The organism is Chelativorans multitrophicus (genome assembly GCF_011317445.1).
Classification (GTDB): domain Bacteria; phylum Pseudomonadota; class Alphaproteobacteria; order Rhizobiales; family Rhizobiaceae; genus Chelativorans; species Chelativorans multitrophicus.
The window spans coordinates 40,865-57,786 of the sequence record NZ_JAAAPL010000002.1 but is presented as its reverse complement, the minus strand read 5'-3'; the positions used below and the strand labels follow the sequence as shown (position 1 = coordinate 57,786).

At 60.8% G+C, this 16,922-nt stretch carries 14 protein-coding genes and 1 pseudogene; 9 read left to right on the top strand and 6 right to left on the bottom strand.

What is annotated here, in order from left to right; translation table 11 throughout:
* Positions 1-37: 37 nt before the first annotated feature.
* From GNP00_RS10890 to GNP00_RS10880, 3 genes are all read right to left on the bottom strand, one after another.
* A complete protein-coding gene (locus tag GNP00_RS10890) occupies positions 38-1,132 on the bottom strand; it encodes an ABC transporter substrate-binding protein (protein ID WP_011581700.1) in 1,095 nt (364 codons plus the stop codon).
* A gap of 268 nt (positions 1,133-1,400) precedes the next feature.
* The gene (locus GNP00_RS10885; RefSeq protein WP_011581701.1) at positions 1,401-2,537 is read right to left on the bottom strand and encodes an aminotransferase class V-fold PLP-dependent enzyme; all 1,137 of its coding nucleotides are present in this window, start codon (positions 2,535-2,537) and stop codon (positions 1,401-1,403) included.
* 14 nt (positions 2,538-2,551) lie between these two features.
* Positions 2,552-3,727: a M24 family metallopeptidase gene (locus GNP00_RS10880; RefSeq protein ID WP_049764783.1), complete on the bottom strand. Its 1,176-nt coding sequence runs from the start codon at positions 3,725-3,727 to the stop codon at positions 2,552-2,554.
* Positions 3,728-3,917: 190 nt separating this feature from the next.
* On the opposite strand from GNP00_RS10880, the gene GNP00_RS10875 reads away from it, so the two are divergent.
* Positions 3,918-5,462: an ABC transporter substrate-binding protein gene (locus GNP00_RS10875; protein ID WP_011581703.1), complete on the top strand. Its 1,545-nt coding sequence runs from the start codon at positions 3,918-3,920 to the stop codon at positions 5,460-5,462.
* Between the two features lie 55 nt (positions 5,463-5,517).
* Positions 5,518-6,306, top strand: a pseudogene (locus tag GNP00_RS23375) (ATP-binding cassette domain-containing protein).
* On the opposite strand, the gene GNP00_RS10860 reads toward GNP00_RS23375, so the two are convergent.
* Positions 6,307-7,197 carry a LysR substrate-binding domain-containing protein gene (locus GNP00_RS10860; RefSeq protein ID WP_011581704.1) on the bottom strand — a complete coding sequence of 297 codons (891 nt, stop codon included), beginning with the start codon at positions 7,195-7,197 and terminating at the stop codon, positions 6,307-6,309.
* Positions 7,198-7,394: 197 nt separating this feature from the next.
* Between GNP00_RS10860 and GNP00_RS10855 the strand changes: the two genes are divergently transcribed.
* Together GNP00_RS10855 and GNP00_RS10850 are read left to right on the top strand one after the other, a co-directional pair.
* Positions 7,395-8,717: an LLM class flavin-dependent oxidoreductase gene (locus tag GNP00_RS10855; protein WP_011581705.1), complete on the top strand. Its 1,323-nt coding sequence runs from the start codon at positions 7,395-7,397 to the stop codon at positions 8,715-8,717.
* 157 nt (positions 8,718-8,874) lie between these two features.
* Positions 8,875-10,404, top strand: coding sequence for an amidase (locus tag GNP00_RS10850; RefSeq protein WP_049764786.1), 1,530 nt, complete (start codon positions 8,875-8,877; stop codon positions 10,402-10,404).
* On the opposite strand, the gene GNP00_RS10845 is transcribed toward GNP00_RS10850, so the two are convergent.
* Positions 10,386-11,150, bottom strand: a complete 765-nt coding sequence (locus GNP00_RS10845) for an IclR family transcriptional regulator (RefSeq protein ID WP_011581707.1) — start codon at positions 11,148-11,150, stop codon at positions 10,386-10,388. The genes GNP00_RS10850 and GNP00_RS10845 overlap by 19 nt on opposite strands.
* A gap of 149 nt (positions 11,151-11,299) precedes the next feature.
* Between GNP00_RS10845 and GNP00_RS10840 the strand changes: the two genes are divergently transcribed.
* Genes GNP00_RS10840 through GNP00_RS10825 form a run of 4 tightly spaced genes read left to right on the top strand, consistent with a single transcriptional unit; the run spans position 11,300 to position 15,288 of the window.
* Positions 11,300-12,481 carry a trans-sulfuration enzyme family protein gene (locus GNP00_RS10840; RefSeq protein WP_011581708.1) on the top strand — a complete coding sequence of 394 codons (1,182 nt, stop codon included), beginning with the start codon at positions 11,300-11,302 and terminating at the stop codon, positions 12,479-12,481.
* Positions 12,478-13,422 carry an ABC transporter permease gene (locus tag GNP00_RS10835; RefSeq protein ID WP_011581709.1) on the top strand — a complete coding sequence of 315 codons (945 nt, stop codon included), beginning with the start codon at positions 12,478-12,480 and terminating at the stop codon, positions 13,420-13,422. Before GNP00_RS10840 ends, GNP00_RS10835 begins: the two co-directional genes overlap by 4 nt.
* The gene (locus tag GNP00_RS10830) at positions 13,415-14,251 is read left to right on the top strand and encodes an ABC transporter permease (protein WP_011581710.1); all 837 of its coding nucleotides are present in this window, start codon (positions 13,415-13,417) and stop codon (positions 14,249-14,251) included. Before GNP00_RS10835 ends, GNP00_RS10830 begins: the two co-directional genes overlap by 8 nt.
* On the top strand, positions 14,248-15,288 hold the full coding sequence (locus GNP00_RS10825) for an ABC transporter ATP-binding protein (RefSeq protein WP_011581711.1): 1,041 nt from the start codon (positions 14,248-14,250) through the stop codon (positions 15,286-15,288). The genes GNP00_RS10830 and GNP00_RS10825 overlap by 4 nt, the downstream gene beginning before the upstream one ends.
* Before the next feature lie 67 nt (positions 15,289-15,355).
* Here the strand turns inward: GNP00_RS10825 and GNP00_RS10820 are convergent, their stop codons facing one another.
* Positions 15,356-15,844: a flavin reductase family protein gene (locus GNP00_RS10820; protein WP_011581712.1), complete on the bottom strand. Its 489-nt coding sequence runs from the start codon at positions 15,842-15,844 to the stop codon at positions 15,356-15,358.
* Positions 15,845-15,950: 106 nt separating this feature from the next.
* On the opposite strand from GNP00_RS10820, the gene GNP00_RS10815 reads away from it, so the two are divergent.
* A complete protein-coding gene (locus GNP00_RS10815) occupies positions 15,951-16,841 on the top strand; it encodes a LysR substrate-binding domain-containing protein (RefSeq protein ID WP_011581713.1) in 891 nt (296 codons plus the stop codon).
* Positions 16,842-16,922 lie beyond the last annotated feature (81 nt).

Below are 16,922 nucleotides of genomic sequence, written 5' to 3'. Positions count from 1 at the left end.
ACGGGCGAGCCGACGCTCGCCCGCAATATCCCGGTTGTTAGCTCAGCAGCCAAGTCTTGTAGCGAACGGTTGCCGCCTCGAGATTGTCGGCCCACCAATCGACATCCACCCACACTGCCGACGGATTGTCGAAGCTCGGCAGCTTGGCCTTGATGTCGTCAGGAAGAGCTTCGAAGGTTTTCCTGTCGGTCGGGCCGTTGCCGGGGAATTCGGTGAACCACGCAACCCCCGGCTCGCCTGTCAGGAACCACTGCATCAATTTCAAGCTGGCATCGTAGTTCGGCGTGCCCTTCATCACCCAGATCGCCGTGGGGGACGAGATCGCCGAATCATAGACGAAGCCGACGGGGATGCCGTTGGCGCGCGCCTGCTCGACGCGACCGCTGTAGGACACGCAGAAGTCCAATTCGTTCTGCTGAAGCAACTGAACGGTTTGTGATGTCTCCGCGACCCAAACGTTGACCTTATCCTTGATCTTGTCGAGCGACGCGAAAGCGCGGTCCATGTCGATGGGGTACAGATCGGTGATCGGGACGCCATCGGCCAGCAGCGCTTGTTCGAGTGTCTCATAGGGACTGGTGCGAAATCCGCGGCGACCGGGAAACTTTTCCGAATCCCAATAATCGACCCAGGAACGTGGCACCTTGTCCTCCGCCACTGTGTCGGTGTTGTAGGTCAGCCCTGCCGTGTAATATTGCCAGGCGATCCAGGTCGGCTGGTTCCACTCCTCGACCATGTAGTTTGAAAGGTCCAGCTTGGACTTGTCGATCTCAGCGAGCAGCCCGCTCTTCGTTGCCGCCGCTGCGATGCTGCCGCTGGCCAGCACCATATCGTATTCCAGGTTGTCGGTCTGGGCCATCGCCTTCATCTTGGACAGGTCATGCTGGCCGACATGGACCTGCACTTCGATGCCCGTGCGCTCCATGAACGGCTTGAAGAATAGCCGTTCCCGCGCCTTGCTCAGCGTGCCGCCATCGTCGGCCACGCGCACGACCGCACTTGCCTGCGCCTTGCCCGGCGTTACCACCAATGGACCGGCCACCGCGGCGGTCGCTGCGCCCGCGGCGGTGGTCAAGAACTGGCGGCGCGTAAAATCCAGGCGTGAGTTTTTTGTCGTCTCCCTGTCGACCATAGAACTTCCCCTTAGAGTTCAACCAAGCTTTGCTATTATTCGGAACGGTGTTCCTATATTTATCACGCTCTTGCTGCTGCCTGTCAACGGCTTTCGTGGGAAATGTGCATGGTTTGTTGCAGCCGGCAGGGGAAGCCCGACGCGTCGTTCGACCGGCATGGCGCACATCACACGCCGTTCGGATCTCCGACACAGGCGGTGCCGCAGCGATTTGCCGGACGAACCTGGCCCGCCATGGGCACAGTTTCCCGCCACCCCGGAACGCTAGCTAAGCTGGCAATGCCTCGAGCAGCCAATCGATATCGCCGTCGTCATTGTAGAAGTGCGGCGCGATGCGCAGATTGCCCTGCCTGACGGTGACGTCGACTCCGGCTTCAACGAGGCGCTCGTTCAGCTCCTCGCTGCTCCGTTCGGGATGGCGGAAGGTCAGGATGCCGGAGCGGTGCCTTTCCTCCTGCGGACTGTGGATCAGATAACCCTTTCGCTTCAGCCCTTCGATGGCCCGGGATATGAGGCGGAGCGAGTGCGCCTCGACCACCTGCGGCCCCAGCGCCAAAATTGTACCGAGCGAGGCGTGCAGGCCCCACAGACCGGGATAGTTCGGGAGCGCCTCTTCGAAGCGGCGCGCATCCGGCTGCATCAGGCCGATGTCATAGTCGATGTCCGTCTCCTCATTCGTCATCGACCCGGGCCCGATGCCGTGGGGATGTAGACGCTCAAGCGAGGACGCCCTGCAATAGAAGAAGCCCGTTCCCATAGGGCCACCCATCCATTTGTGCCCGCCCGCCGACATGAAATCGAAATGCGTGCGGCTCGCGTCGATCTCCAGCACCCCCGCCGCCTGGATAGCGTCATAGTTCAGAAGAACGCCCCGCTCGCGGCAGAGGTCGCCCGTCGCCTCCATGTCCTGCCGGAATCCGGTCGAGAACTGGACGCAACTCACCGACACAAGCCGCGTCCGGCTGTCGATTTGGCGGGCGACGTCGTCCACGGTGACACGTCCGCCGGCCGCTTTGGCATCGATCCATCTGATTTCGACGCCCCGCCGGGCCAGATTCAGCCAGCAATAGACGTTCGACGGATATTCTATATTGGCGATGACGACATTGTCGCCCTCTCTCCAGTCGATCCCGTTGGCGACGATGTTCAGCCCCTCGGTCGTGTTCTTCACGAAGGCGATCTCCGCGGGCACGGCGCCAATCAGCCGGGCGATGGCGGGCCGGATGTGCTCCTCGGCAAAGCGGATCCGGTGCGGTGAGTTGTTGCGGCCGTTCAATTGCAGATCGCCGAGTTGCGCGTGGACCGCCCCGACCACGCGATTGGACAGCGGCATGAGCGAACAGGCATTCAGATAGGCGCGGCGATAGACGATGGGGAAATCACTGCGGGCTTCGGCTAGGTTCACTGGTGGCCTCCAGTTTAATTCAGGACCCGAAGGCTGCGGTCCATCGAAGAGATGAGCTCGAAACCTGCTTCGGTCACGACACCGGTGTCCTCACACATCATGCCGCCCCAGCCCGGCTCATAATAGGGGGTCTCGAAACAGAAGGTGGAGCCGGCCTCCAGCACGGCCTGGCTGGTGGCGGTGATCACGGGCGCTTCATAGACAGCCAGGCCGATGGCATGGCCCAGATGGTGCCGGCGGAATCCCTCAAAACCGGCTGCTTCCACCGCGTCCATTCCCGCTTCGTAAATATCCTTCGCCGCAACGCCCGCCCGGGCTCGGTCGATCTCCGCCTGCAGCCCGATACGCAGAGCTTCGTAGCGCCGCGCCTGCACCCTTGTCGGCTCCCCCACCACCGCCGTGCGCGCCAGGTCGGACTTGTACCCGTAATAACTGCAGCCGACGTCGAAGCGCAGGAGATCGCCGGCCGCAAGAGGCCGCTCCGCGGCGAAAGCATCTGCGAGAGCGCTGTCAAGGCCGCCGACGACCGTGACGTTGCGGGGATAGCCCCCACCGCGCGACATGGTGGCGGCGACGACGGCTGCCACTTCCTTATCGGTAATGCCCGCACGAGCCATCGCCATGCCAGCCTCGATCGCCGCTTCCGTGATGCGCGCGGCATAGCGCATGAGCGCGATCTCGCCGGGCAGCTTTGTCGAGCGGACAGCGAGCATGAAGGAAACGGCGTCAGAATGGATGATCCCCCGCCTGTCCAGAATATCGAACGCGACCGCCGGCGCGTGGTCCACATCGATTCCCACCCGGCGGGCGGCCAGCGCGGACAGAGCCTTGTCCAACGCGCCGGCGAAATCGGCGTTCTGCGGATCGATATGCGCCGAATTCGTCTCGCCGCTGAAATAGAAAGTGCCGAAAGTGATGATGTCGGTGGCCGGCACGCCCGACGCGATGGCCGCGGCGAAGTCGGCCGCCGGGACAACCAGCAGCAACCGGTCGGGCGTCACCGCCGCGCAGTAGACGTAGCGACGGTTTATTGCTGCCGGCATGCTCTCATAGCCCGATGCGTAAAGAAAATTCTCCGGGCTGAACAAGAGGAGAGCATCGTTTTCCGATCTTTCGAGCGCCGCGCGCAACTTTGCCAGACGCATGCCGGCAAGCTCCACAAGGGAAGTCGGGGAGGGTTCAAGTTGCATTGGTCGCCTTCCGCATCAATGTTTCAAATAACGGTACGCTGTGACGATTATGGTGTCGACTGGTGCCTGTCAATACTGCACATGCCGGGCATTGACCTCTCGATCGCGCCCTTGACAACAGCACCACTCATCCATTAATAGAAACACTGTAACGATAATAGCAACAATATGCCAGGTAGGGGACTTTCAAATGGTGAATCGCCGGCAACTGATGTTTGGGGCCGCAGCCATGGGATTAACCGGCTCGCTCGCATTTCGGGCTTACGCTCAGAGTGCAGCGGCAGGCGAAGGCACACTTACTTTCGGAACGCTTGGTCTTCTCGCCGGGCTTGATCCGCATGTTGCCGCCAGCTCGGTGTGGCGCAAGACCACGACGATGATTTACGATCGGCTGCTCGGCTACGACACGACTGGAAAGTTGCAGGGCGAGCTCGCCGAAAGCTGGGAGTTCAGCGATCCGACCACCTTCGTCGTCAAGCTGAAACCGGGCGTGACCTTCCACAAGGGGCAGCGGTTCAGTGCCGCAGACGTCGTTTACACGTTCTCGCGTATACAGGATCCTGCGGTGGGTGCGACGTTAGCAAAGCCGCTGGAGGGCGTCGAAGTGGAATCGCGTGATGACGCGACCGTTGTCTTCAAGCTGCCGCAACCCGACGTGAGTTTTCCAAGCCTGCTCGCCTCGGAAGAGGTGGCGATCGTTTCAGCCGAATGGATGGCCGGTTCGCCGAACGTCTCGGTTGAAGCGAACGGAACCGGTCCATTCATGCTCGAAAGCTTCGATCCGAAAGTCCAGACGGTGGTCAAGCGCAATCCCGACTTCTATGATGGTCCGGCCAAGCTGGAAAGCATCATCTTCCGCTCGATCGCCGACGACAGCGCTCGAATAAACGCGCTCAAGACCGGCAGTGTGGATCTGATCGACACAGTCCCATGGAATCAGATCGATGGTTTGAAGAATGCGCCCGGATTAACTGTGTTCTCGGCGCCGGCAGCATTCATGAGCCTTTGGTGCAACGTCTCTCGTCCGGTAATGGCCGACCCGAGAGTCCGTCGCGCAATCGCCTATGCGATCGACCGCAACGCAGTGTCGACGGCAGCCTTTTTTGGCTACGGCGCGCCATTGGGCGGGCTTCCCATGCCGGAGACGTCGCCTTTTCATAATCCGGAATCGGCAGAAATCTTCAACTACGATCCGGAAAAGGCACGTGCTCTGTTGAAGGAAGCCGGCGCGGAAGGACTGGAGATCGAATTCCTCGTCTCTCAGGCTCCGGCAGTCTATGTGGTGGTGGGGCAGATCGTCGCCGCGAATCTGGCTGCGGTGGGCATCAAGGCGAATATCCAGTTGGTTGATTTCCCCACCGTGGTCGAGCGGAAGAACTCTGGCAACTACGATCTCGTTATCTATGGCACGAACATCCGCGGCCCAGACCCGAACCTTGCCTATTCCTATTTCTTCGAGCCTGGTACCGGCTTCTGGGCTAACGGCGCCAAGTTCCAGGACCCCAAGGTGAGTGATCTCCTGGCGAGGGGCCGGTCCGAACTCGACTCCGAGAAGCGGAAGGAAGTCTACAAGGAGCTCGAACTTTACCTGCTGGAGATCAGCCCTTGGATCTTCATCACCTGGCGCGACGACGCCATGGCATACAAATCATCGCTGCAGGGAATGGCACATCTCGAGGGAGCTCTGAACGTCGTCAGCGTTTCCATTTCCGCACCGCACCTATTCTGGTCATAATGACCCCGACAGGGCCGGACGCATTGTGCGTCCGGTTCCTTTGGCGAGAGTGACCATGACTGCATCTGAAACAGTTCTCCAGGTCAAGAACCTGAGCATGACCTACGGCTCCCGCGGATCCCTCCTGGGACGAAGCGAGTCGGCGGTCCATGCGGTTCGAGAGGTGTCGGTCGCGGTCCGCAAAGGCAGGACGCTTGGTCTTGTCGGCGAAAGCGGCAGCGGAAAGAGCACTCTCGGGCGCTGCGCCACGCTGCTTCTTCGGCCGACTGCCGGCGAGGTTTTGTTCAGGGGCGAATCCCTCCTGTCCGCCGACCATCGTCGGCTCGCGGTGCTGCGACGCGGCTTCCAGACCGTGTTCCAGGACCCCTACTCCTCTCTGAACCCCCGCAAAACCGTGGCTCGCCTGATCCGCGAGCCGCTCGATATCCATCGCCAGGGCGACCGCGCCTGGCGCTAAGCCCGCGTGGTCGAGATGATGCAGCTCGTCGGCCTGCGCGAAGATCAGAGGGGTCGCTACCCTCACGAGTTCAGCGGCGGGCAGCGCCAGCGCATCGCGATCGCGCGAGCGCTAATTCTCGAACCTGAACTCCTGGTACTGGACGAGCCGACCAGTGCGCTCGATGTCTCGATTCAAGCCCAGATCGTCAATCTGTTGCTGAAGTTGCAGGCCGAACTTGGGCTGACATACTTCTTCATCTCGCACAACCTGCATTTGGTTCGGCACATCAGCGACGATGTCTGTGTCATGTACAAGGGCGAGATCGTCGAGGCCGGCCCCGCAGCCGATGTCTTCGCCAATCCGCAGCACGAGTACACCCGCCGGTTAATCGCGTCCGCAGTATAGTCACTCGCGTCGGAACTCGGCCAGAATCCACCTGCGGAATGCGCTCGCGGCCGGCGGCAGGTTGAAACGATCCCGCCATGTCAGCCAATAACTGCGATCGGTCCGCGTCCTTGCTGGCCAAGGACAGACGAGCCGTCCATTCGCTAGCTCCGCCTCGACGAAATACGGGTTCACGAGCGCTAGCCCGTGATCTGTGAGGGCAGCGGCAAAGGCGGTTTCATTGCTCTGGAAGACGATGCGCTCGCGCGGTTCGACACCGGCCATCCCCGCCGCCTGCTTCCAAAGTTCAAGGTGATGGGGGGTGTTCGCGCTATCCAGAACAACGAAATCCCCGAAGGCAAAAGGCTGCGACAACCCCTCCCGCCGCAGATAAGCCGGCGTGCAGACGGCCGCGATCTCCTGCGGGATCAGGAATTCCGACCGCATACGCGCCCAAGTGCCAAGACCCAAGCGGATGGCGATGTCCGCCTTGGGATCGATGGCCTCGCTGCTTTCGCCGGTGCGAAGATCCATCTGCAGACCGGGACGCAAAGCGCGAAACCGCTCGAGGCGCGGCAGCAGCCAAGCCTTGAGGAACCACGGCGCGCACCACACGACCAGCTTGTCCGCCGCCGGGGAGACCATCACCTCGGCCGTCGCCGCCCGCAGGTCCTCGAACAACTGGCCGATGGCCCGAGCATAAATCGCTCCTGCCGCGGTCAGGCGCACCTCGCGATGCAGTCGCTCGAAGAGAGGCAAGCCCAGATGCTCCTCCAGCTGCCGGATTTGCTTGCTCACGGCACCGGGCGTCAAATTCAGCTCCCTCGCCGCGAGGAGAAAACTCTGACGTCGGGAAGCAGCTTCGAAGATCCGCAGGGCGGGAAGGGGGGGCAGGTTGCGGTGGGCCGACATGATCGGAGTTCAGATGAATTTTGCTCACCTGACCAGAGGAGGAGTCGTTTGTCAACCCGAGCCCATCGATGTTTGTTCGCATGAAAATGAGGAGACTTGGACTGCTGGATGAGCGGTCCACGCCCCTCCTCTGCCCAGCAAAAACATACCCGCTATTCCATCGCGTGCCCGCCAGGCGATTTCATCAGGAGTTCCAGATGCCCAAGCGCCAGATCAAGCTCGGACTATCTATGCGGCAGCTCGGCTACCATGCCGGAGGCTGGCGTCATCCTTCGGTACCGGCCGATGGAGCGATGCGGATCGGTCATTTTGTCCACATCGCCAAGACCGCAGAGCGCGGCCTCTTCGATTTGTTGTTCCTGGCCGATGGGTTGGGCTTACGGCAAAGGGACAACCCCGCCGGCTCCCTGGCGCGATCGGACCGCAATGTGGAATTGGAGCCACTGACGCTGCTTTCCGCGCTTGCCATGGTGACGAAACACATCGGCCTCGTTGCGACGGCATCGACCAGCTACAACGAACCCTTTCACATCGCGCGAAAATTTGCCTCGCTGGACCATATCAGCGGCGGCCGCGCCGGCTGGAACATCGTCACCTCCTGGTCGGAGGAAGAAGCCAAGAACTTCAACCGGGACAAACACTTCGAATATGACGAACGCTACGCCCGCGCGGCGGAGTTCGTCGAGGTGACGAAAGGCCTTTGGGATTCTTGGGATGAAGATGCGTTCCTTCGGGACAAGGCAACGGGCATTTTCTTCGAATCCGAGAAAATGCACGTGCTCAATCATGTCGGCAAATACTTCCAGGTGCGAGGACCGCTAACGGTGGAGCGTCCGATACAGGGATATCCCCTGCTTGTCCAAGCGGGCAGCTCCGAAGCTGGACAGGAAATCGCGGCGGCAAGTGCGGATGTCTGTTTCGTCGCCCACACGGACTTGCGTGACGCGCAGGATTATTATCGTTCGGTGAAGTCGAGGCTTGGCAAGTTCGGTCGCGATGAGGATTCGCTGAAAATCCTGCCCGGTTTGCTGGCCATCGTCGCGCCGACGGAAGCGGAGGCACGCGATAAATATGAGGAACTGCAACAGTTGATCCACCCCCTGGTGGGGCTGGCCCACGTCTATGGCCCGATGGGCGATCTGTCCGCCTACCCGCTCGACGGACCGGTGCCAGTGCCCAATGATCCCCAGCACCGAAGCCGCGCCAAGGTTCTGCTCGATTTGGCCGAGCGCAACAACTGGACGATTCGCGATCTTTACCTGGCAGCCTCGATGGGGCGCGGGCATCGCACCGTTATCGGCACTCCATCGCAAGTGGCGGATGCCATGCAGGAATGGGTCGACGGCCGCGGGGCGGACGGGTTCAACATAATCCCGGCCATCCTGCCCGGAGGCATCGAGGACTTCGTTGAATATGTCGTGCCGGAACTGCAGGATCGCGGTGTCTATCGCACGGCATATGAGGGTGAGACCCTCCGCGACAATCTCGGCGTGCCGCGCCCGAAAAGCCGATACGTCTAGGATCCCGCACGATGCGTGACGTCGGAGCATTGCCCCGCGAGCCCCAGAAGTTCAACTTGCACTGCTTTTACCGTTGCAAGCTCCAGAATGGGTCCACCCACGTTGTCTCAGCGCCATCAGGGCCCGTTCGGTCGGCGCAGCGTAAGAGGCTGGCTTCATGACCTCGGACGCTGCCCGCCTGAGGCAGCTCTTCGGCCCACTTCCCGATGAAGAGATCATCCAGATCACTCGACGCCGGCAGATTATGCAAGGCTGGCGGGAGGAACTGGCGGCGCCCCGCAGTCTGCCTCCCTGTCCGGGAGATGAAGAGGATATAGAATTCGCCCTCCCCGCTCCGGATGAAGACACGATCGTTGCGGCGGCTGCGGCATATGCCGCACGCGATCTTTCTCCGGTCGAGCTGGTCAAGCACATGCTGCTGAGGATTGAGAGACTGGACGGGACGCTCCACAGCTATATCACCGTGCTGCCTGAAGCCGCCCTGGCGCAGGCCCGTGAGGCCGAAGTGCGAATGATGCGGAGGCAGCCGCGCGGCCCGCTCGACGGCATCCCCTATAACCTCAAGGATATAATCGACACGGCCGGGATCCGCACGACCTGCCACTCTCGTCTTAGGACCGATGTCGTTCCCGTCCGGGACGCCGACGCCGCCGCACGTCTGAAGTCAGCGGGAGGCGTTTTATTGGGCAAGAGCGCGACGCATGAATTCGCCTTCGGCGGGCCGACCGACGACACACCCTTCCCGCAACCACGAAACCCCTGGGATACTGAACGCTATGCCGGCGGCTCGTCCAGCGGCGCGGCCGTCGCCGTCGCAGCGAGGATGGCGCTTGGTTCCGTCGGAACCGATACCGGCGGCTCGTTGCGCATCCCAAGCTCCTTTTGCGGGGTAGTCTCGATGAAGCCCAGTCGCGGGCGCATCAACACGGAAGGGGTTTTTCCGCTCGCCCCCTCGCTCGATCACGTCGGCCCTGTCGCGGCGAATGCAGCGGACTGCGCCGTTCTCTTTGAAGCGCTCGCCGTCGACGGGCTTGTCGAACCGCGGATGCCTGCTGACGGTCTGAAAGGCTTGACGGCCGGTCTGCCGCGGGACTGGATCGACAACCAGGCCGAGCTCTCACCGGCGGTGCGCCGGGCGTTGCGACAAATGGAGGACTTGGCCCGCGATCTTGGCGCGACAACAGTTGATCTTGCGCCACCTCCCCTGTCCGAATTTCGTGCCGCCGTGTCCCTGCTTACCGCGTGGGAGGCATATCGCATCCACGCGGTTGACCTCGGACGCCAGTTCCTTCGCTATTCGGATGTCTTCCGCCGGCGTGTCGCCCCCGCCGCGCTGCTGGACGAAGCCGACCACGCTTCCATGATTGCGGCCAAAACCCGTCTTTCGGCCGCGTTTAATGCCCTCTTTGAACAATGCGACTTCATTTTGATGCCTGCCACGGCCACCACGGCCCCTCTGCTGACCGGGCTCGACCCGCTGGCCGAAGCTGCACGCCCATCTTCCTTCTCTCAGCCGACCAATCTGACAGGCAGCCCCTCCCTGACCATCCGCGCCGGGTTCGACCGGAAAGGACTGCCGATCGGTCTCCAGCTTGTGGGGCCGATGCGGGCGGAGGAGCTGTTATTTGCCATCGCTTGCAGGATAGAGGATGCGATGCCGCGCCGCCTTTACCGGTCAGGCGAATAGCCAAGGGCGGAAGAGATCTGAAGCGCACTATCCACAACGAGCTCTGCCGCCTTCTCGGTGGACATTTCAGGCGCGGACCAAGGGGTATAGGCCACGCTGAGCGCCGCCACGACCTGGCCGGAGCCGTCGCGCAATGGCGCACCGACCGAAACGACTCCGACCAAATTCTCGCTGTTGGATATCGCGACGCCGGAGGTGCGAACTTCCTCCATCTGCTTCATCAGAGCGTCGATATCGACGATCGTGTTGGGGGTAAGCTGGGGCAGCGGTTCGCTCGAAAGCACAGCGTAGGCCTGTTCGGGCGGCATCGCCGCGAGGAGCACCTTCCCCATCGCCGTGCTGTGCAGCCACGCCAGGCTGCCCGGCGCGCTGCGGATGGCGATTGGCCCCTCGCTCTGCATCGACAGCAGATAGACCGCCCGACTTCCGTGCAGTTTCGCCAGGTAGCCGTTCAGCAGGTGCGACCTCGCCAGCCGCTCCAAATGCGGCTGGCTGGCGGTGATCAGCGGATCCTTCTTCATCAGCGTCCATCCGAGACCGAGGACGCGGTACCCTATGGAATAGCGTTTCGTCTCGGGATCCTGAACGACATAATGCAGCGCCGCCAGGGTGTTAACCAGTCGTTGGACGATCGTCGCGCTGATGTTCAGACGGCGCCCGATCTCGCGAACACCAAGCGGCGTCGCCGCCTTGTCGAGAACTTCAAGGATTTCAAGGCCACGTTCCAGCGATTGACTTCCAGCCATTTTCTTACCCGATACCCGCGAATCCTTTTGCAATCCATGCACGGAAGCAACTGCCGTTGACAATGAAAATAGCGATCCGTACAAGAGAGAAACAGCGTTACGATAATAGTTACATAAGTGACCGCTCAGGTAAATCCAAGGATCACACGATGAGAAAGTTGAGCCGTTGCGTTCATCAGCCTGCCGTTTTGCATGATGGCTTTGTCAGCCTGATGCCAGCGACCCATCGCGCCTCCACGATCGTTTTCGAAACGGCGCAGGACTATCGCGACCGCAAGAGGCGAGGCCCGGACGGCTACAGCTATGGGCTGAACGGCACGCCGACGAGCCGCACGCTGGAAGCTCAGATCGCAGCGCTGGAAGGGGCCGCTCATTGCACCTTGATGCCTTCCGGGATGTCGGCGATCAGCCTGATCGCGTTGTCGGTCCTCAAGCAAGGAGACCGGATTCTCATCCCGGATACTGTCTATCCGCCGGTCAAAAACTTTTGCGCCACATTTCTGGCGGGGATCGGCATTGCACATGACATCTACCACGCTGACTGCAGCGATCTTGAGGACCTGATCGGCCCGGACGTGCGGCTGATTTGGGCGGAATCTCCTGGTTCGACGACAATGGAAGTTCAGGACCTGCGGGCGATCGCCACATTGGGTCGCAGACACGGCATCCTCACGGGATGCGACAATACCTGGGCCACGCCGCTGTTGCTGCAGCCTTTGGCTTTGGGCATTGATTTTTCGATGCAGGCGCTGACCAAATATGCCAGCGGCCATTCCGATATTCTCATGGGTTCGGTCGCGGTGAACGACCCCGCGCTCAACGCCAAACTAAAGGAAACCCGGACCATAATGGGAATCGGCGTGTCCCCGGATGATTGCAGCCTGGTGCTGCGTGGCCTGTGCACCTTGGGGGTGCGGCTCGCGCATGTGGGACGGACGGGGCTAAATCTGGCCCAGCACCTCAAGGCGTTTGCCAGCGTCTCCCGCGTACTTCACTCCGCATTCCCCGAGTGTGAGGGACACGAGATCTGGGAGCGGGAGGCCCAGGGCTATACGGGCACCTTCAGCGCCGAGGTGCGCGTCCCCTCCCCCGCGGTTCTCGACGAGGCGATCGGGTTGTCGCGCTTCTTCGCCATCGGCGCCTCCTGGGGCGGCACCCATAGCCTGATCGCCCCGATGACGGTGGATGACACGCGCAAGTGGCCGCGGGTTCCCGGAGCGACTTACATCCGGCTGAGCATCGGGCTCGAGGACGAAAGGGATCTGCGCGAGGATCTGGACCGCATCTTCGGATATCTTGACGCGGCTCTGGTGGAGACAGCCGCCCAATGAACTACTATCTCCGCAGACTGGCTGTCGCGATCGCCACAGTGCTGATCTCGTCCAGCCTGGTCTTCTTCGCCATTCGCATTCTCCCAGGCGATCCGGTCATGATGCTGCTCGGGGAAAGCGCTGCAACACCGGAGGTCATCGCGCGTATGGCGGAGCGGCTGGGCATGGACGCGCCGCTCCATGTGCAATACTTCCGCTGGCTTACCGATCTGCTGCAGCTCGACTTCGGGACGTCGATCGGGACAGGCCTGCCGGTGGCGAATGAGTTGATCAAACGTTTGCCGCGCTCGTTGGAACTAATGGCGGGCGGCATTCTTGTCAGCCTGTCAATCGGCATCCCGCTGGGTGTGGTCGCCGCGCGGCGGCCGGACAGCTTCATCGGCAATGCGGCCTCGGTTCTGGCGCTGATCGGCCTGTCGGCTCCAACCTTCGTCAAAGGCCTGATCCTGATCATCATCTTCAGCATCACACTCGGCCTTCTGCCGTCATCCGGCTTTACGCCCTTCACTCAGGATCCGGCCGCCAATCTGAGAAACCTTATTCTGCCCTCGCTCACGCTGGGATTGGGTTTTGCTGGCGTCGTGCAGCGGATAACGCGGGCGAGCTTGGCCGAAACGCTAGGTAAAGACTACGTCCGTACGGTCCGAGCCAAGGGCGTTTCCGAAAACGCCTCCGTATATCGACATGCCCTACCGAATGCCATGATTCCCGTTATTGCCGTCGTGGGTATCCGTATCGGCTCAATGCTGGGCGGCATGGTCGTGATCGAGAACCTATTCAACTGGCCTGGCCTCAGCTCCTATTTGATCGAGGCCTGCTATGCCCGCGATTATCCAGCCATACAGGCCTGCCTTGTCGTCATCTTCTTTGTCTTCTCCCTGGTCAGTCTTTCGATGGACGTGCTCATGGGCATCATCAATCCGAGGCGCCGCGATGTCTGATTCGAGTCTCACTTTCACTCGGCAGTCCGACTGGCGGGTCTGGTTCGCCATCCCCGTTCTGGCGGTAGCGGGCCTGTTCGCCCTGCTGGGTGAATGGATCGCACCCTATTCCGTGACCGGCTATGATTATACGGCCATCCTGTCTTCGCCCACCGCGGCACATTGGTTTGGCACCGATGAACTGGGGCGCGACATTCTCAGTCGCCTCATAATCGCCTCCCGCACCTCCGTCGCCGTGGCGTTGGGTGCCACCCTTTTTGCAGCCATTACCGGCTCCCTGATCGGGCTCCTGGTGTCCTACATCGGAGGAAGGCTCGAGGCGGCCGTCAGCAGTGCGGCCGACATCTTCATCGCTTTGCCCGACATCTTTTTCGCCATCCTCGTCATGTCGCTTGTGGCGCCGAACCCAACCATCCTGACGATCACGATCGGCATCATCTATATGCCCCAATTCACCAAGATCGTCAGCGCGATGGTCCAGTCTGCCCGGCACGCCGACTATGTCACCGCCGCGCGATCGATGGGCGCCAGCGGCACGCGCATCATCTTCAGCGACATTCTCCCCAACATCCTGCCCATAATCGTGGTCAAGTTCACACTGACCATCTCGTCGGCGCTCCTGTTGGAGGCGAGCCTTAGCTTCCTCGGCCTTGGTGCGCCGCCCCCGAACACCTCGTGGGGCCAGATGGTCGGCAGCCTGAAGCCTTACATCTACAACAATCCCTGGCCCATCGTCTTTCCGTCGCTGATGATCTTTTTCGTGATCATGGCCGTCAACGTGCTGGGCGACTGGTTCCAAGACTATGTAAACCCCGAGGTGCGGCGATGACGACAGCCAGCTCAAAACCATCTGCAAGCGCACCGCTGCTGTCAGTGCGGGACCTCTCTGTGCAATTCGCACGCAAGGACGGAGGTCTGGCTCCCGCAGTTCGCTCGCTGTCGTTTGATCTGCGGCGCGGCGAAGTCCTTGCTCTGGTCGGCGAGTCCGGATGCGGCAAATCGGCCACCGCGCTCGCGCTAATCGGGCTCCTTGCCCGAAATGCCCGGGTGGGCGGGAGCGTTGAGTTCGACGGAAGAAACCTGCTCTCGCTGCCCGAGCGCGAATGGGAGACGATACGCGGCCGGCGGATCGCAATGATCTTCCAGGATCCGATGACGGCGCTCGACCCGCTCTACCGCATCGGCGAACAGATAGCAGAGGCGCTGCGACGCCATCTCGATCTCTCCTCCGTCGCTTTAAGGACCCGGGTCAACGAACTTCTCACGCTTGTCGGCATCGATGATCCCGAACTCAGAGTCCGCCAATTTCCACACCAGCTCTCCGGGGGGTTGCGCCAGCGGGTCGTGATCGCCATTGCCCTTGCCTGCAATCCGGAAGTCGTCATAGCCGACGAGCCGACCACAGCTCTGGATGTAACCATCCAAGCCCAGATCGTGAAGTTGCTGGCCGATCTCAACAGAAAGGTCGGCATGGGCATGATCTTCATCTCACACGATCTTGGGGTGGTTTCACAGATCGCAGACAAGATCGCAGTGATGTATGCCGGGCAGGTGGTGGAAAGCGGCCCCCGCGCCGAGTTGCTGCGCGACCCGAGGCACCCCTACACCAAGGCCCTGCTGGCGTCGGTACCGAATCCTGCAATGGCGCCCAAGCAATTCCTGAACGCCATTCTGGGAACCGTACCCGACATGGCGCGTCTGGAGGCTGGCTGCACTTTCCGCAACCGTTGCCCCCAAGCCCAAGAGGGCTGCCACGCCGAGCCCGGGCTCACCGGGATTTCGCCCTCGCGGTTCGCACGCTGCTGGTTTGCTGAAACAGGGAGCTATGAGGGAATGGAACGGCAAGCAATCCGCCCATTCTCCTAGCTGCGCAACCGCTAGAGTTCCAACGGTTGGAGCCCGTTAAAACGTGCTTTCTGAGTAAGCGCCTACCTCACATAGGGGCTGGTGTGAAATCGCCATACATGCCGCTTCCATAAAGAAGCGGCGGCAAGGTTTCAGCCAGTCTTATGTCTTCGATATGTCCCAAGAAGATCGTGTGGCTATGAGCTTCAATGGAATGGGAAACCCGGCAGTCGAAGCTAGCCATGGCGTCTTGCAAGACCGGAGCCCCCGTGACCAGCGTCGTCCAGTTGCCAATCTGGAAACGTTGCTCCCGATTCTGCGGAGACGCAAACCTTCTCGAAATTTCTTCCGAACGCCGCGCCAGGAGATTCACGCAAAAGACTCTGGAGCTCATCACGGCGTCGTGGCAGGAATTGCCTCGGTTCAGGCAGATGAGTAACGTCGGAGGATCGGCGGAAACGGAGGTGACAGACGTCACGATAGTACCATGTTTTTCCTCGGCGCTCAGAGTGGTCACTAGCGAAACGCCGGACACAAGCCGCCGCATCCCTGCTTTGAATTCGTTGGTCGATATCATTGCTCTTCCACGGTTTGTCGCCTCGAAATAACAACAGGAGGGTTTGGATTGACAAACGACAAATGCTCCGCTTCAAGTGAACTGAATTCATCTAAGGCCCTTTGCTGTGCCAAGCGAAACGCAGCTTCCGCCGCTGACCACACTTCGGATTTTTGAGGCTGCGGCGAGACACCAGAGCTTCCTGCTGGCCGCGGGAGAACTGAACATCACCCCGGGTGCCGTAAGCAAGCAGGTGAAGCAGCTCGAGCTTTCCCTCGGGCAGCCTCTTTTCGAACGGAACCACAGACAGGTGCGGCTCACCAAAGCCGGGCAGATCTTTTTCAAGGGGATTAGCCAAGCATTCGAAGACATTCGCGCAGTGACAAAGGCAGTTGCCATTAGGCCGGACGGTGAGCGCCTGGTTCTATGGTGCGCGCCTTGGTTTCTTAGAGCGTGGCTGCTCCCCCGGCTCGAACGCTTTCGATCAAGCTCGCCGAAGATACAATTGGACGTGCTGACCGGAGATTCGAGCGACGCCATTTCTCCGCGCGCAGATATCGCGATACGGCTCGGTTCGGGTGACTGGCCACGAGTGAAATCGGAAATGCTGATTTCCCAAGAGATAACCGCGGTCTGCACCCCACGATATCTGAAGCGTGAAAAAATTGGTGCTCCCTACAGCTTTTCGGATTTTGTCGTTCTGGACAGCTCCAACACTCCCGACCATCTCCATCTCTGGAAGGAGGCGGCCGGCTTTCAGCAAGTCGACCCAAAAGAGCGAATTGTTTTTTTGAGCAGCGAATCCGCCTTTGCGGCGGCGCAGAGCGACCACGGAATCGCACTCGTCCACCCACGTTTCATCGAGAAAGAGTTGGCCACGGGAGATTTAGTGCGCCCTTGGGGCATCACCACCAGAACGAATAAGCACTACTACCTGACCCGCAACGAGAATTTCAGGTTGCCGCCCGCGGCCGCAGCGTTCCGCAAGTGGTTGCTCGATGAGTTTAAACGGACTTAGCCTGGCACAGATTCAAGCCGTTCGAGAGATCTAGGCTTTCCAGCTGGAGATCCCCTCCCTCGAAGAATAAGCCGCGCCTTC

Bases quoted from the DNA above. Each gene is read 5' to 3' on its own strand.
- GNP00_RS10835 (WP_011581709.1), top strand. From the start codon at position 12,478: ATGAACTACTATCTCCGCAGACTGGCTGTCGCGATCGCCACAGTGCTG.
- GNP00_RS10820 (WP_011581712.1), bottom strand. From the start codon at position 15,844: ATGATATCGACCAACGAATTCAAAGCAGGGATGCGGCGGCTTGTGTCC.
- GNP00_RS10850 (WP_049764786.1), top strand. From the start codon at position 8,875: ATGACCTCGGACGCTGCCCGCCTGAGGCAGCTCTTCGGCCCACTTCCC.
- GNP00_RS10880 (WP_049764783.1), bottom strand. From the start codon at position 3,727: ATGCAACTTGAACCCTCCCCGACTTCCCTTGTGGAGCTTGCCGGCATG.
- GNP00_RS10845 (WP_011581707.1), bottom strand. From the start codon at position 11,150: ATGGCTGGAAGTCAATCGCTGGAACGTGGCCTTGAAATCCTTGAAGTT.
- GNP00_RS10830 (WP_011581710.1), top strand. From the start codon at position 13,415: ATGTCTGATTCGAGTCTCACTTTCACTCGGCAGTCCGACTGGCGGGTC.
- GNP00_RS10840 (WP_011581708.1), top strand. From the start codon at position 11,300: ATGAGAAAGTTGAGCCGTTGCGTTCATCAGCCTGCCGTTTTGCATGAT.
- GNP00_RS10855 (WP_011581705.1), top strand. From the start codon at position 7,395: ATGCCCAAGCGCCAGATCAAGCTCGGACTATCTATGCGGCAGCTCGGC.
- GNP00_RS10890 (WP_011581700.1), bottom strand. From the start codon at position 1,132: ATGGTCGACAGGGAGACGACAAAAAACTCACGCCTGGATTTTACGCGC.
- GNP00_RS10860 (WP_011581704.1), bottom strand. From the start codon at position 7,197: ATGTCGGCCCACCGCAACCTGCCCCCCCTTCCCGCCCTGCGGATCTTC.
- GNP00_RS10825 (WP_011581711.1), top strand. From the start codon at position 14,248: ATGACGACAGCCAGCTCAAAACCATCTGCAAGCGCACCGCTGCTGTCA.
- GNP00_RS10875 (WP_011581703.1), top strand. From the start codon at position 3,918: ATGGTGAATCGCCGGCAACTGATGTTTGGGGCCGCAGCCATGGGATTA.